Genomic DNA, 15244 nt, shown 5'->3' with positions numbered 1-15244 from the left:
AAACTAATGATAGGTAATGAAAATCGAGATTAGCAGAAATTAGGGTACGAAAAACTGATGATAAGTAATGAAACTTTGAGATTGGGAGGATTAGGTTGCGAAAAACCGGTGATAAGTAATGAAAAAGTGGAATTTCCTGAATTAGGGTGCGAATTAATCGGAATAGGTAATGAAATTCGAGATTAGCAGAAATTAGGGTACGAAAAAGCTAGGATAAGTAATGAAAAAGTGGAATTTCCTGAATTAGGGTGCGAATTAATCGGAATAGGTAATGAAATTCTAGAATTGCAGAAATTATGGTGCGAATAAACAAGGATAAGTAATGAAACTAGTGGGTGTGAGTAATTTTATCACTTCCCGACAGAAGACTCCATCTTCAATCGTGTGAAGGGAGAAGCCCAACGATAAGGGGGAGATGAATGTCGGTTGGCGGTAGCCAAAGAGATTCTTGTTAGGGTATAATAAGAACATACATTCCTATCTGAGGTGAAAACAATGCTCATCAACAAAGCGTACAAATTTCGTCTTTACCCAACCAAAGAACAAGAAACCCTGATTGCCAAAACCATCGGCTGTTCTCGTTTCGTATTCAATCGCTTTTTAGGGAAATGGAACGATACATACAAAGAAACAGGCAAAGGGTTAACGTATTCTTCTTGTTCGGCCCAATTAACGCAACTAAAAAAGGAATTCGTATGGCTAAAAGAAGTGGATAGCATTGCCCTTCAATCCTCCCTGAAAAAACCTTGCTGATTCCTATACTCGATTCTTCAAGAAACAAAATAAAGTGCCACGCTTCAAATCAAAAAAGAATCAGGTACAATCCTACACCACGAAAGAAACAAATAGCAACATTGCCATAGTAGACAACAAAATCAAGTTGCCTAAACTTGGGCTAGTGAAGTTCGCTAAAAGTCGTGAGGTTGAAGGGCGTATTCTAAACGCTACAGTCAGACGAAATCCAAGCGGAAAGTTCTTTGTATCCATTCTAGTCGAAACAGACGTACAGCCCTTGAAGAAAACGGATTCATCTATTGGTATAGATTTAGGCATCACGGACTTTGCGGTTTTTTCGGATGGTCACAAGGTGGACAATCATACGTTCACAGCCAAAATGGAAAAGAAATTAAGACGTGAACAGCGAAAACTTTCAAGACGTGCGTTACAGGCCAAAAATAAGGGTATTCATCTATTTGATGCCCAAAACTATCAGAAGCAAAAACGCAAAGTGGCTAGATTGTACGAAAGAGTCAGGAACCAACGTGACGATTTCCTTCACAAACTAAGTACAGACATCATCAAAAACCACGATGTGATCTGTATCGAAGATTTGAACACCAAAGGAATGTTACGCAATCATAAATTAGCCAAATCGATCTCGGATGTATCCTGGTCTGCCTTTGTATCAAAATTAGAATACAAAGCGAAATGGTACGGGAAAACCATTGTGAAAATAAGCAGGTGGTTTCCATCTAGTCAAATCTGTTCCGAATGTGGACATCAAGAGGGCAAGAAATCTCTTGAAATAAGGGATTGGACGTGTCCTATTTGCCATAAACATCACGATCGAGATATCAATGCCAGCAAAAACATTCTAGCCGAAGGGGTAAGAACCCTCGACTTGGCTTAAACAATATATAGAACCGTAGGAATCGACGGGGATAGCTTGGTCTATAAGAGAAACCTCTGTTGGCAAAGAAATCCGCTGGCAAGTATGCTCTGTTCCCAAGAATCTCCCACTTCAATCAGACCGCAAGGTCGATAAGCGGGAGTAGTTCAATGGAGGTCTAGCTAGCAATAAAGATGGTATTCAATATTTAGCGAGAAGAATCAAACCACATGGGATTATCACCACTAAAAATCAATTAATTAAAATTGCTCGAGCAGAAGGGCTCTTATCGATACAGCGTACTTTTTTAATTGACAGTAGTGCTATTAATAAATCGATGTCCATGATAGCTGCGAGTAGACCTGATGCGATTGAGGTGTTACCAGGTGTGATTCCAAAGGTGATTGAGGATTTGACGGAACGCTCAGATCTTCCTATTATCGCAGGTGGATTAATTTCAGACAAAGAAGAAGTGATGAGAGCACTAGAAGCAGGCTCATTAGCTGTTTCTGGAGGGAATACAGAACTTTGGGACTTAGAAATATAATTTCGATCTTGTGAATATAACTTAATATAGGGCCGGAGATCTGATGAGAAGCCTACAACAAGTCATATAGAAGTGACTTTGTTGTGGGCTTTTTTTGACAGGTGACAGCATCTGTCGAAAACTTGTCGAACATGAGGAGGTTTTTAGATGAGGGATAATTTACAAACATTTACTCATGCCATCCATAAGGTAGAAAAGAAGATTATTAGAATGGCGGAGCTAACGAGAAGGGAGTTAGAGCTAGCGGTTGATTCTTTAGTATCGAAAAAGGAGGAGAAGAGTCATAAAGTCTTGGAATTGGATTTAAAGGTTGACGATTTCGATTATAAAATTCATTCTTCGATTTTGGAGTTATTAATGATACAACCTCCGTTGCCTAAAGAACTGCAAGCGTTAACAACGATGAATAGAATTTCTAGAGAATATGAACGGATTGGAGATCAAGCGGTCAACATTGCGGATTTAGGAAAAGACACGAGTATACGAGCCGATTCTCAATTATATATGGAATTGAAGGAAATGTGTCGTCTCACATGCTCGATGCTCAAAGGCAGTATGGAGGTAGTCCAAAATAAAAACCTCAGCCAAGCAAAGGAAATTGCTGAACAAGATGATATTGTTGATAACTATTTTCATCAAATCCACTTATATATTGTATCTGAAATGAGACGTAACACCGAGCAAATTGAATCTTTAGCTAATTTATTGTTAGTCACTCGCTATTTAGAGCGGAGTGCGGACCATGTTGTCAATGTCACTCGCCAAATAGAAAAAGTGACGTACTTGATTGAATGATAAATTTTTTAATTGAAGTATAAATGTTTTACTACTCGAGGGATTTCGACATTTTTGTTGGGAATATCATTTATGTTTGGAGGGTGTTTGGAGGGTGTTTGGATGACAAGGGGATTTATCTTTGATTTAGATGGAACGGTTTATTTAGGGGAAAAGGCGATAGAAGGTTCGGCTCAAACGATTAGTGAATTGAAGGAGAAGGGAGATCGTGTTTTATTTTTATCGAATAAGCCTATTGCTTCAAGGCATTCCTATGTTGAAAAGCTTTGGAAGATGGGGATTGTGACAACTTTAGACGAGGTCTTAAATTCTAATTACATTATGGCCAATTATCTTAAAGCGAATTTAGGTGAGGATGAGCGTGTTTTGGTTATTGGTGAGACCCCTTTATTTGCCGAACTAAAAGCTCTCTCCATTCCTATTACAAACAATCCTCTAAAGGCAAGCTATGTTGTTTTATCATGGGATCGCTCCTTTTCGTACGATAAGCTAAATTCAGCATATCAGGCATGGCGTAATGGAGCAAAAATTATTGCCACAAATCCAGATAGAACTTGTCCAATTGAAGGTGGAGAGATACCCGATTGTGGAGCGATGATCGGGGCAATCGAAGGAGCGACTGGTCAAAAGATTGACTTGGTTGTTGGTAAACCATCGACTTTGATGGCCGATGCAGCCTTAAAAAAACTCGGTCTTGAAAAGTCAAATTGTTATATGGTAGGGGATCGTTTAGAAACAGATATCAAAATGGCAAATGATGTAGGGATTTCAAGTATCCTCGTTTTAACTGGGATTACAACGAAGGATATGGCAGAAAAGTCGCTCGATAAACCGACTTTTATTCTAGATAGTATTAAAGATATTCCAAAGAATATATGTGGGAGTATAAATAATAAGTCTATTTTGAAATGAACAATTTCTGCCTGACATCCCTATCCTATTCAAATGGCTTTCTAAGAAAAGTGCTCTCTTAAATTAATGGAAAATGAAAGCGGGTTCAATATTGTTTATCCATTATTAGAGAAATGATTTTGAGAGGAGGGGTTTGTATGATTTGGCCAATGGTTATAGGGGTGTTAGGTGGGATTGGAATTTTTTTATATGGGATGTATATTGCGAGTGAAGGTTTGAAAAAATCAGCATCCCATCACTTGAAGAATTTTTTGAGTAAAGTGACGAAGAACCAATTCTTCGGTTCGCTTGCAGGTATAACGCTAGCCGCTGTTCTACAGTCGTCTAGTGCGGCTACTGTTATGGTCGTTGGTTTTGTTAACGCAGGCTTGTTAACGTTAAGGCAAGCGATGGGTCTTATGTTAGGCTCGGCAATCGGAACGACCATAACGGTGCAATTAATTGCTTTTAAAATAACGGATTATGCTCTTTTATTTATCGCACTCGGTGTGTGTATTTTTTTATTAAGTAAACAGCAGATGAAATCAATAGGAAGTATTGTGTTAGGTTTTGGCTTTGTTTTTTTTGGAATGGCGATTATAACCGATGCGATGCTGCCGATTCAGCATAATCCAGAATTGACAAATGCTTTTATCTATTTAACTGATAATCTTCTTTTGACGGTTTTAATTGCCTTAATTTTTACAGCAATCATTCAAAATAGTGCAGCGGCCATTGCGATTGCGATGACATTAGCCGCAAGTGGTTCACTGACCATTGAAGCTTCTATCGCTATTGTGTATGGGGCGAATGTCGGAACGGTCGTAACAGCGCTCATATCGAGTATTAGTTCATCAAAGGATGCTCAAAGAACGGCTGTTGCCCATGCGATTTTTTAAAATAATTGGTGTTTTACTATTTTTGCCGTTTACGCAACTGTTTGTTTATGGACTTGAGGCAGTTGGGGGAGGAATTGAACGTCAAATCGCCAATGCTCATACCATTTTTAATATCGTAAATTTACTTGTTTTATTGCCATTTTGTAATAAATTTGCCGATTGGATGGTCCTTTTGTTGCCGTACAAAGAAAAAGTAACGAAGCATATTAAGTACTTGGAGAATGAGAGTCTTGAAGTTCCAACGATTGCTCTTATTCAAACAAGGAAGGAATTAGGGAATATGGCGAAGTTGATTGATGAACATATGCTCCACCATTTTGATGATTTACTTGATGCCCACAACCCTGTGCATCGTCAAGCTGTAATTCGATATGAGGATAATATAGATGAAATATATAAAAGTATTTATCATTACTTGCAAAAAATAACTCAAAAAGACCTTACCGATGAAGAGTCGGAAGAAAGCTTAAAGTATCTTTATATTAACAATCATTTAGAAGGAATTTCGGATTCATTGCAACATATTGCTCTGACGACTACGAAGCTTGAAGGTGCCCAAACGAATTTAAAAGAATGGGAAGCAAAGGGGATCTCTCATTTATTTGAAGAAGTATCAACGAACTATCATATGGTCATAAACGCATTTGATGAAAATGATAGGGAGAAAGCGATAGAAGTCATTAATCGTAATCCAATCATCTTACGTAAAGAAAAAGACTTACGGTTCCAACATTTTAATAGTGGCAGTAATCAGAGCAGTCGACTTAGTTCTGTTTATGTAGATATTATGAATGAATTGATCATGCTGAATCATCATATTGTTAGTATTTCTTATACGTTAATTGGAATGGTGTAGATTCGCTAGGTGCTTGTGTCACCTAGCGAATGACGCAATGAATCCGATGGTGAGCGAAAAAGAGGCATAAAGGGAATCAAAGCCTCCCAATGAAGTCAAATGAACATTAATAAAAGCTGCAAAGGGAATCAAAAGCCGTCAATGATTCCCAAAGCAATCGAATCAAAGCCGCAAAGGAAATCAAAAGCGCCCCAAGCACACAAGAGCACAGGTACCGGTCACTTGTCAACTTTTGTCGCCAATATTTTAAACTGATGTTAAAAATAAGAGCTTGACTTATCTGTTAATTCTGAATATATTGTAATTATTATTACTTTTTGGGGGTGTTTTTTAAAAATTAGTGGTTGGCATTTAAATATTTTTTTCAGTGGTGTTAATAATTAACGCAGCTAAGCGTCAGTCCATCAGTCCATTTATCCAAATCAAAGGGGGAAATTTAATGAAGAGTAAGGTGCTTTCTTTACTATTTCTGTTTGTATGTATCGTTTTAGTGGCATGTGGGGGAGCGGATGATACGGCGAGTGACTCGGAGAATGTAGGTGAAGGCTCTAATGACGTGACGACGACTCAATCTGAGCGGTCAATTGTAATTGCAGTTGCACAAAATTTCTTGTCGATGGATCCTCAAAATACAGGAGATGCTAATTCAAGAACGGCCCAGCGTTCGATGTTTGAAGGATTACTTGGGTTGGATAAGGACGGAAATATTATTACTGTACTAGCTGAAGATTATGAAATCAGTGACTCTGGGTTGGAATATACGTTCCAGCTTCGTGAAGGGGTGACATTTCATGATGGAACACCATTTAATGCTGAAGTAGCAAAGGCGAATATTGATCGGATGGCTAATCAAGACAATGGAATTCGGGCTAATCGAAGCTTTGAGTTTGTCGATGAAACGGTTGTTGTCAATGACTATGAGATTAAAGTTATTTTATCGCAGCCGTACAGTTCAATGTTGGATAAATTTGCAACATCACAAATGATAAGTGGGGAGTCTTTGAAACTATCAGATGATGAAATATCGAAAAATCCAATCGGTACAGGTCCATTTAAGTTTGTTTCTTGGGATCAAGGCAGTTCCTTAGTGGTGGAGGCTTTTGAAGATTATTGGGAAGAGGGATTACCTAAAGTAGCTGGAGTAGAATACCGACCAACACCTGAAAATGGGACAAGGTTGGCCTTGTTAAAAACCGGAGAGGCTGATTTTATTTTCCCATATCCGGAACAAAATTTAGCTGAAGCGGATAGTACAGATGACTTTACGGTGGAGCTGACCCCATCAACGATTCAAAACTATGTCACGATGAACACAAATAAAGAGCCGTTTAATGATCCAAAAGTTAGACAAGCGATTAACCATGCGATCGATAATGAAGCATTTATTAATGTCGTGAAATCAGGCTTAGGTAATCCATTAGATTCGATTATTACAAAACAAACGAAACATTATGAACCACAAGGATTATATGAATATGATCCAGAGAAAGCCAAAGAACTGTTAGCAGAAGCTGGTTATGAAGACGGCTTTAACACGACCATTTGGGGAAATACTTCTTCGGATAATATGCGCGGAATGCAATTTATTCAACAGCAATTAAGTGTGGTTGGCATTGAGGTAGAAGTCATGTCGATGGAAGAAGGGACATTATCGGAAAAAATTTATGGGGTAGAGGATCCGGATGAGGCAGAAGTGGACATGTGGTATGTCACATGGGCGGCTTCTCCAAGTGATACCGATCATGCGATTAGACCGCTATTTTCAAGTCAAATGTTTCCTCCATCTGGTGCCAACTCGGCCTACTATGTGAACGAGGAAGTAACCGAATGGATTAATCAGGCTCGGACCTCAGCTGATGAAGCCGAACAAGTCGAGCTTTATCAAAAAATTCAAGAACAAATCTATGCGGATGCACCGTGGATTTTCTTAGCTGAAGGAGTTGTCAGTGGAGGAAAACGAGCAGAAGTGGATGGCATTTATAATTTATCATCAGGAGCGGTTGAAGTTCGTGAAGCTGAAATAAAGCCGTAACATGATTCAACAGGGAGGCGAATTGGACGGTGTTTGCATATATCGGTAAACGATTATTAGAAACGATTCCAATCCTGTTTGTTGTATCCATTTTAATTTTCTTCTTTACTCATTTGATTCCGGGCGACCCAGCCAGACTAGTGGCTGGCCCGGATGCTACATTAGCAGAAGTAGCACAAATAAGGGAGAATCTTGGTTTGGATCAGCCTGTTTGGAAGCAGTATGTTGATTATATGGCTGGCCTTTTAACAGGGAATTTGGGGCAATCGTTAGTTACGGGTCACGATGTTTCGTCCATGATTGGAGCAAGGTTTTTACCTTCCTTATATTTAACGATTGCTAGTATGGGATGGGCCCTTGTCTTTGGGTTAATTATTGGAACGGTGTCCGCTGTCTTTAAAAATAAATGGCCTGATTATGTGGGAATGATGACGGCTGTATCGGGGATATCCGTACCTAATTTTTGGCTTGGACTATTGCTGATTCAATTGTTTTCTGTACAGCTAGGCTGGTTACCAACAGGTGGTTTGGATTCGTGGAAAGGGTATGTTTTGCCATCAATTGCTCTTGGGGCAGGAATTATGGCGATGGTGGCTCGGTTTACTCGGGCTTCCTTATTAGATACGTTGAAATCAGATTTTATTCGGACGGCACGTTCAAAAGGATTAAAAGAAACGACGATTATTCCTAAACATGCTTTGCGAAATTCACTCATTCCAGTTGTCACGATTTCTGGTTTACAGTTTGGTTTCTTATTAGGTGGCTCTGTCGTAGTGGAAACGGTGTTCAACTTTCCAGGAATGGGTCGTCTCTTAATTGATTCAATTGGATTTAGAGATTATCCGACGATTCAAGCGTTATTACTCCTTTTCTCATTCTATTTTATTATGGTTAATTTGATTGTTGATTTACTCTATAGTTTATTAAATCCAAAAATCAAGTATGCGGCCTAAGGAGGGGTGTTGGTGAATCAAACTGAGTTGGAAAATAACCAAAACGCATTAATAAGGCAAACCCCTCGTTCTTCGCCGCTCAAGCAATTTTGGAAAAAATGGTGTAAACAGAAGGTGGCATTTGTAGCGGGTATATTTATTTTGCTCCTTGTCATCGTTGCTTTATTCGGCACTTGGATTGCTCCATATGATCCGTATGAGCCAAATTATAGCAATGTTCTAAGTGGTCCAACTTCAGAGCATATTGCAGGGACGGATGAGTATGGTCGCGATATTTTTAGTCGGTTAATTGTGGGGGCCAAAATATCTTTAGGCGTCGGCATTATTTCGATTGTAGCCGGAGGGGTTATTGGAACGATCTTAGGGTTAATTAGTGGTTATTTTGGCGGGAAATTGGACCGATTGATTATGAGACTCAGTGATATTATGTTTGCATTTCCAGATATTCTTCTAGCGATTGCGATTATTGCGATTCTTGGTCCAGGCTTAACGAATGTTGTCATTGCTCTTTCTATTTTTTCGATTCCAAGTTTTGCTCGTTTAGTTCGTGGGGCTGCTTTGGAGACGAAACAAGCCGAATATGTCGAAGCGGCTCAATCGATTGGTGCTTCAAGTGCCCGTATCATCTGGAAGCATATTTTGCCAAGTAGTATTGGTGAGTTATTGGTCTATTGTTCGATGCGAATGGGAAATGCCATTTTAGCAGCGGCTACTTTAAGTTTTTTAGGTTTAGGGGCAAGTCCAGAAACACCTGATTGGGGAGCGATGCTTAGTATGGGGCGTGATTATATTAGTAGTGCTTCTCATGTTGTTTTATTTCCTGGTCTCATTTTATTCCTAACGGTTCTAGCTTTTAATTTAGTGGGTGATGGTTTAAGGGATGTGTTTGACCCGAAATCGTCTTAAGGAGGGAAGGAAGATGGAAAAGATTTTGGAAGTCGATAAGGTGGCAACTCAATTTGTGCAAAATGATCAGCCTTTAACCGTCATACATGATTTAAGCTTTCATATTAATAAAGGGGAAGTAGTAGGACTAGTTGGAGAAAGTGGAAGTGGGAAAAGTGTCACGTCTCTTTCGATATTAAAGTTATTTAAGGGGACGACGGGCTCTATTATTAGTGGAGAAATTAAATATAAAGGAGAATCGATTTCTACTTATAATGAAGCAAAAATGAGAAAGCTTCGTGGCAAACAAATTTCGATGATCTTTCAGGAACCGATGACATCATTAAATCCGGTTATGAAAATTGGTGAACAGATTGAAGAGATCATCCGCTTGCATATGCCATATGGAAAGAAACAAGCACGGGAACATGCGGTTTCGATGTTGAAAAAAGTAGGAATTTCTAGAGCGGAAGATGTAATGAAAGAATACCCGCATCAGCTTTCTGGTGGTATGCGTCAACGAGTAATGATCTCGATTGCCTTAGCTTGTTACCCGGAGCTTTTAATTGCCGATGAACCGACCACCGCACTTGATGTGACGATTCAAGCCCAAATTTTAGAGCTAATGAAAGAAATTCAAAGGGATTTGGGGATGTCGATTTTATTAATTACTCATGACTTAGGGGTTGTCTCTGAAATGTGTGATCGAGTCATTGTGATGTATGCGGGGCGTATTGTGGAAGAAGCAAGTGTTGATGAGCTTTTTAATAACCCTCAGCATCCATATACGCAAGGTTTGATTCAATCAATTCCACAAATTGGACAACGGGTTGAAGCGTTATTTAGTATACCAGGCAATGTTCCTCAGCCATCAGATATGCCTCAAGGCTGTAATTTTGCCCCCAGATGTAATCAAGTGATGTCGATTTGTTCGACAAAAGAGCCACCACTAACAACGAAGGCTGATAGGAGACGATGTAGCTGCTGGTTATATGAGGAGGGGAGTTAATGGAGGATGTTTTATTACGAGTGGAATCATTAACTAAGTCATTTGAAATGAAGCGTGGACCCTTCAAGAAAAAAGAGAGGTTACGAGCTGTTTCGGATGTTTCGCTTTCTATAAATAAAGGTGAAACCTACAGCTTAGTAGGAGAAAGTGGATGTGGGAAATCAACAACAGGTCGGTTGTTAAATCAATTAATTACGCCTGATAGTGGGGAAGTATGGTTAGAGAAAACGGAAATTTCGAAGCTGTCTAAGAAGCAAATCAAACCTTTTAATCGTCGTATTCAAATGGTTTTTCAAGATCCATATGCTTCATTAAATCCAAGAATGAAAGTGTTTGATATTTTAGCAGAGCCATTGGATGTCCATTTAAATCTATCCAAAAAAGAAAAAGAAAAAATGATTATGGAAATGTTAGAAGTGGTCGGCTTAAATGAATATTCTGCCTACAAATATCCCCATGAATTTAGTGGTGGACAACGGCAAAGGATTGGCATTGCTAGAGCTCTTATCTTAAAGCCAGATTTAATTATTGCGGATGAGCCTGTATCCGCATTGGATGTCTCGATTCAATCTCAAATATTGAATTTATTTAAAGAGCTACAAAAGGAATTTAATCTTGCTTATTTGTTTATTTCTCATGACTTAAGTGTTGTCGAACATATTAGCGATAAAGTCGCGGTCATGTATTTAGGAAAAATTGTTGAAAGTGGTCCAAAACAAAAAGTGTTTGAAAGTCCAAAGCACCCATATACAAAAGCGTTATTATCAGCTGTACCTGTCATAGGGAAAAAAGGTCCAAAGAAAGAAAGAATCGTTTTAAAAGGAGATTTACCTAGTCCGGTTAACCCACCAACTGGATGTAGTTTTCATACACGATGTCCATTTGTAATGGAGATTTGCCAAAAGAAAGAGCCGTTTTTGCAAAGTGAGGTAAATCATGATCATCAAGTCGCTTGTCATTTAACAGAGCATTAATCATTTTAAAAGGGAGAGTGTTAGCAAATGAAAGTAGGATTAAGTTCGTATAGTTTAGTGAAGGCAATTAAAGCAGGAGATATTACGATTTTAGAGGCGATTCAGTGGGTGGCTGATAATGGGGGCAGTCATATGGAGTTGGTTCCTTATGGTTACTCGGTTGTGGATGATTTAGCTTTAGCTACCGAAATTCGAGAAAAAGCGGAAAGTGTTGGAATTGAATTATCGGCTTATTGTATGCCAGCTAATTTTATCCAACCGACAGCAGAGGAATTTGAACAAGAAGTCGCCCGGATCAAAAAACATGTTGATGTTGTCAATCATATGGGGATAAAAGTAATTCGTCATGATGTGACCGCCTTTACTTTGCCACCAGAGCAAATGACCGTTCATTATTTTGATGATCATTTTGATGAGATTGTAAAAGGCAGCCAGTTAATCGCCGATTATGCGAAACAATATGGGATGACAACGACGATTGAAAATCACGGTTTTAATGTTCAGTCTAGTGATCGGGTTCAAAGGGTTTTGCGTGCTGTTAACCGAGACAATTTCAAAACGACTTTAGATATTGGAAACTTTTTATGTGCAGATGAAGATCCGTTAGTCGGAATTAAAAAGAACTTAGCTCAAGCGGCGACGGTCCATTTTAAAGATTTTTACGTACGTCCTTATTATGAAAACCCAGGAGAGGGAGAATGGTTCCGTACGGTGAACGAAAATTATTTGAGAGGAGCGATTGTTGGCCACGGAGAATTACCGATTAGAGAAATCATCCGTCTATTAAAAGAACATGGTTATGATGGGCATATTGTCGTTGAATTTGAGGGAATGGAAGATTGTTTTGTTGGTTCGCGGATTGGAATGAATAATGTCAAAAGATTATGGGATGAAGTGACGGTTGATGGCTGGAAAACGGTAATAGAAGGGGTTGGAAAATCATGAAGTTACGAGTCGTTATAATTGGTCTTGGCACGATTTCAGAGATGCATGCCAAATCTTATCATGCTAACAAACAGGCAGAGCTGTACGGGGTATGTGATCGGAATGAAGAGCGTGCGATGACAGTAGCAGGACAATATGGAGTGGAGAAAATATACACAGATGCGAAAGAGGTATTTGCAGATGATCAAGTAGATGCGATTAGCATTTGTACGTGGAATAATTCACATGCAGAATTAGCGATTGCTGCCATTAAAGCAGGCAAACATGTATTAGTGGAGAAACCTGTAGCGATGACGGTTGAAGAAGCGGAAAAAATCAAGGAGGTCGTGGATCAAAACACAGCTATTTTACAGGTGGGTTATGTGCGCAGGTTTGGTGAGAATGCCCTCGTTCTAAAGAAGTTTATTGATAGTGATAAACTCGGCGATATTTATTATGCGAAAGCTTCCCTGCTCAGGAGAATTGGGAATCCAGGAGGGTGGTTTGCTGATAAAGCACGTTCTGGAGGTGGACCGCTCATTGATCTAGGTGTGCATATCATTGATGCGTGTTGGTATTTAATGGGACGTCCGAAAGTGAAGTCAATAACGGGACATGTGTATAGTTTGATGGGCAATCGTGGGAATATCGAGAATTTGTCTTTTTATAAAACGGCTGATTATGATGCAACGACGAACTCTGTTGAGGATTTAGCGAACGCTCTCATTACTTTTGAAAATGGGAGTTCGTTAATGGTGGATACTTCTTATTCATTACACTTGAAAAAAGACCAAATCGCTCTTCAAGTGTTTGGAACAAAGGGGGGAGCTGAATTAGAGCCTCATTTGACGATAGTAACGGAAGAAAACGATACGATCCTTAATATTGACCCACAAATCGATCAATCAACATTTGATTTTGATAGTGCCTTCCAAAATCAAATCGATGCATTTGTTCAGGCGTGTATGACAAATGGCCCATCTCCAGCCCCAATTGAAGATGGAATCGAATTAATGAAAATCATTCAAGGCATATACACGGCAGCAAGGTGAATGGGATGCCATTCGACAAGCACCTGTCGGTTGTCGAATACTGTTGAAAGGGCTGTCCCAATTAGGGCAGCCTTTTCGGGTTAGAGCCTGATTTTTTGACAGGTGCCTGTCACCTGTCGAATTATTCCGATATAATAGATAAATAACATAGGGTGGATTGGAATGAGGGATAAAATGCTAAAGCATGACCAACTTTATATAAAACAACAAAATAAGCAATGGGTATATGAATTAATTAAGACAAAAGAACCGCTCACAAAACCAGACTTAGTAAAACATACAAAAATGAGTCCTACTTCTATTAATCGAATTGTTAATGATTTAAATTCGGAAAATTTAATCTACGAAAAGGACAATGACACAAAAAGTGTTGGTCGGAATGCTGTTTTTTTGCAAATTAATCGTGATGCTCGTTGTTCAATTGGCTTAGAGTTTGATATGAATGTTATTCGAATGGGAGTCATTAATCTCAAAGGCGAGTTAACCTATATGAAAGAGGTTCCTTTCTCTGTCAGAGAGAATCCAGATTTAGCTATTGATAAATCAGTGAGTATGATGAATGAGATAATTCTGGAGCAAGGGATTGAGCGAGCAAAAATATTAGGTGTTGGGGTTGGTCTCCCTGGATATATTGATGATAAGAAGGGCAAGGTCATTCATTCAGATCAGCTGATTTGGAAAGATATGAACATAGCTCAGTTAATTTTCGATAAAACTGATTTTCAGACGGTTGTGGATAATGAATTAAAGATGCAAGCTGTTTCAGAAAAACATACATGGAAAGAAAACGAAGCAGAAACGATGGTTCTAGTCGGAATAGGCTCAGGGATAGGAGCAGCTGTTTTAATTAATGGAGAAATTTATAGAGGGAGCTCCAATACAGCAGGTGAGATAGGGCATAGCATCGTTAATCCTAATGGGAATGTTTGTAAGTGTGGAAAGGTAGGGTGTTTAGCTTCTTATATATCTGAGCGTTCTCTTATTCAGCAAGCAGCGATTGCTATGCAGGCCGAATCAATGGCTGATTTGGCTCATTATTATGAACAAGGTCAACCTTTAGTAAAATCGATACTGGAACAAGCAGTTATGTATTTGGCAATTGCGATTGGGAATATATTTACGACTTACGATCCGAAGCTGGTTGTCTTATCAGGCCAATTTTTTGAATACTTCCCACGTTTGAAAACAGAATTAGAAATCCGATTAAACCAATATAGCCAACATGATGATACAAAAAGAATAAAATACTCAACCCTTCAAAACAAAGGAGTCGTATTAGGGGCAGGAATTGTCGCCGGAGAACGATTCCTTGAATTGGGATAGAGGACAGGTGCCTGTCACCTTCTGAAGCATATGAATCAGAGTTGCAAAGGGGATTCAAGAGTGTCTATGAAGTCGAAAGCATATGAATAAGAGGGCGAAAGGGAATCAAAGGCTGGCTATGATGCCAAAAGCCGATGAATCAAAGCCACAAAAGGAATCAAAGGCCAGCAATGAAGCCAAAAGCAGGTGAATCAGAGCCACAAAGGGAATCAAAGAGAGTCTATGAAGCCAAAAGCAGGTGAATCAGAGCCACAAAAGGAATCAAAGCCTCCCAAAGAAGCCAAATGAACATTAATAAGAGCCACAAAGGGAATCATAGGGTGTCTATGATTCCGAAAGCATATGAATCAAAGCGTGAAAGGGAATCAAAGAGAGTCTATGAAGCCAAAAGCCGATGAATAAGAGCCACAAAGGGAATCAAAGGCCAGCAATGATTCCAAAAGCAGGTGAATAAGAGCCGCAAAAGCAATCAAAGCCTCCCAAAGAAGCCAAATG

The 15244-nt window shown here is 39.2% G+C and carries 12 protein-coding genes and 2 pseudogenes; all 14 read left to right on the top strand.

What is annotated here, in order from left to right; translation table 11 throughout:
• Nucleotides 1-495: 495 nt before the first annotated feature.
• The 14 genes and pseudogenes from tnpB (at nucleotide 496) to BALCAV_RS02865 (ending at nucleotide 14749) form a co-directional block, all read left to right on the top strand.
• A pseudogene (tnpB, locus tag BALCAV_RS02930) lies at nucleotides 496-1630 on the top strand (IS200/IS605 family element RNA-guided endonuclease TnpB).
• Between the two features lie 163 nt (nucleotides 1631-1793).
• A pseudogene (locus BALCAV_RS21445) lies at nucleotides 1794-2156 on the top strand (glycerol-3-phosphate responsive antiterminator); the annotation flags it as partial.
• Between the two features lie 147 nt (nucleotides 2157-2303).
• Nucleotides 2304-2951 carry a phosphate signaling complex protein PhoU gene (gene phoU / locus BALCAV_RS02920; protein ID WP_003320971.1) on the top strand — a complete coding sequence of 216 codons (648 nt, stop codon included), beginning with the start codon at nucleotides 2304-2306 and terminating at the stop codon, nucleotides 2949-2951.
• 102 nt (nucleotides 2952-3053) lie between these two features.
• Nucleotides 3054-3863, top strand: coding sequence for an HAD-IIA family hydrolase (locus BALCAV_RS02915; RefSeq protein ID WP_003320972.1), 810 nt, complete (start codon nucleotides 3054-3056; stop codon nucleotides 3861-3863).
• A gap of 137 nt (nucleotides 3864-4000) precedes the next feature.
• Nucleotides 4001-4741, top strand: a complete 741-nt coding sequence (locus tag BALCAV_RS02910) for a Na/Pi cotransporter family protein (protein WP_040323458.1) — start codon at nucleotides 4001-4003, stop codon at nucleotides 4739-4741.
• Complete coding sequence (locus BALCAV_RS02905; protein ID WP_040323456.1) at nucleotides 4728-5597, top strand: Na/Pi cotransporter family protein; 870 nt, start codon at nucleotides 4728-4730, stop codon at nucleotides 5595-5597. The genes BALCAV_RS02910 and BALCAV_RS02905 overlap by 14 nt, the downstream gene beginning before the upstream one ends.
• Before the next feature lie 439 nt (nucleotides 5598-6036).
• Nucleotides 6037-7629 (top strand): glutathione ABC transporter substrate-binding protein, encoded by a 1593-nt coding sequence (locus BALCAV_RS02900; protein WP_040323455.1) that lies wholly within the window; start codon nucleotides 6037-6039, stop codon nucleotides 7627-7629.
• 29 nt (nucleotides 7630-7658) lie between these two features.
• On the top strand, nucleotides 7659-8582 hold the full coding sequence (locus BALCAV_RS02895; protein WP_004427235.1) for an ABC transporter permease subunit: 924 nt from the start codon (nucleotides 7659-7661) through the stop codon (nucleotides 8580-8582).
• Nucleotides 8583-8594: 12 nt separating this feature from the next.
• On the top strand, nucleotides 8595-9488 hold the full coding sequence (locus BALCAV_RS02890) for an ABC transporter permease (protein ID WP_004427233.1): 894 nt from the start codon (nucleotides 8595-8597) through the stop codon (nucleotides 9486-9488).
• A gap of 13 nt (nucleotides 9489-9501) precedes the next feature.
• A complete protein-coding gene (locus BALCAV_RS02885; protein WP_004427232.1) occupies nucleotides 9502-10476 on the top strand; it encodes an ABC transporter ATP-binding protein in 975 nt (324 codons plus the stop codon).
• On the top strand, nucleotides 10476-11450 hold the full coding sequence (locus BALCAV_RS02880) for an ABC transporter ATP-binding protein (protein WP_004427231.1): 975 nt from the start codon (nucleotides 10476-10478) through the stop codon (nucleotides 11448-11450). The genes BALCAV_RS02885 and BALCAV_RS02880 overlap by 1 nt, the downstream gene beginning before the upstream one ends.
• Nucleotides 11451-11477: 27 nt before the next feature.
• The gene (locus tag BALCAV_RS02875) at nucleotides 11478-12395 is read left to right on the top strand and encodes a sugar phosphate isomerase/epimerase family protein (protein ID WP_004427229.1); all 918 of its coding nucleotides are present in this window, start codon (nucleotides 11478-11480) and stop codon (nucleotides 12393-12395) included.
• Nucleotides 12392-13426: a Gfo/Idh/MocA family protein gene (locus tag BALCAV_RS02870; RefSeq protein ID WP_004427227.1), complete on the top strand. Its 1035-nt coding sequence runs from the start codon at nucleotides 12392-12394 to the stop codon at nucleotides 13424-13426. The genes BALCAV_RS02875 and BALCAV_RS02870 overlap by 4 nt, the downstream gene beginning before the upstream one ends.
• 162 nt (nucleotides 13427-13588) lie before the next feature.
• The gene (locus BALCAV_RS02865) at nucleotides 13589-14749 is read left to right on the top strand and encodes an ROK family transcriptional regulator (RefSeq protein WP_004427225.1); all 1161 of its coding nucleotides are present in this window, start codon (nucleotides 13589-13591) and stop codon (nucleotides 14747-14749) included.
• Nucleotides 14750-15244 lie beyond the last annotated feature (495 nt).

The organism is Alkalihalobacillus alcalophilus ATCC 27647 = CGMCC 1.3604 (genome assembly GCF_000292245.2).
Taxonomy (GTDB): Bacteria; Bacillota; Bacilli; order Bacillales; family Bacillaceae_D; genus Alkalihalobacillus; species Alkalihalobacillus alcalophilus.
The sequence above is the reverse complement of the archived record's forward strand: the minus strand, read 5'-3'. Positions and strand labels throughout refer to the sequence as shown.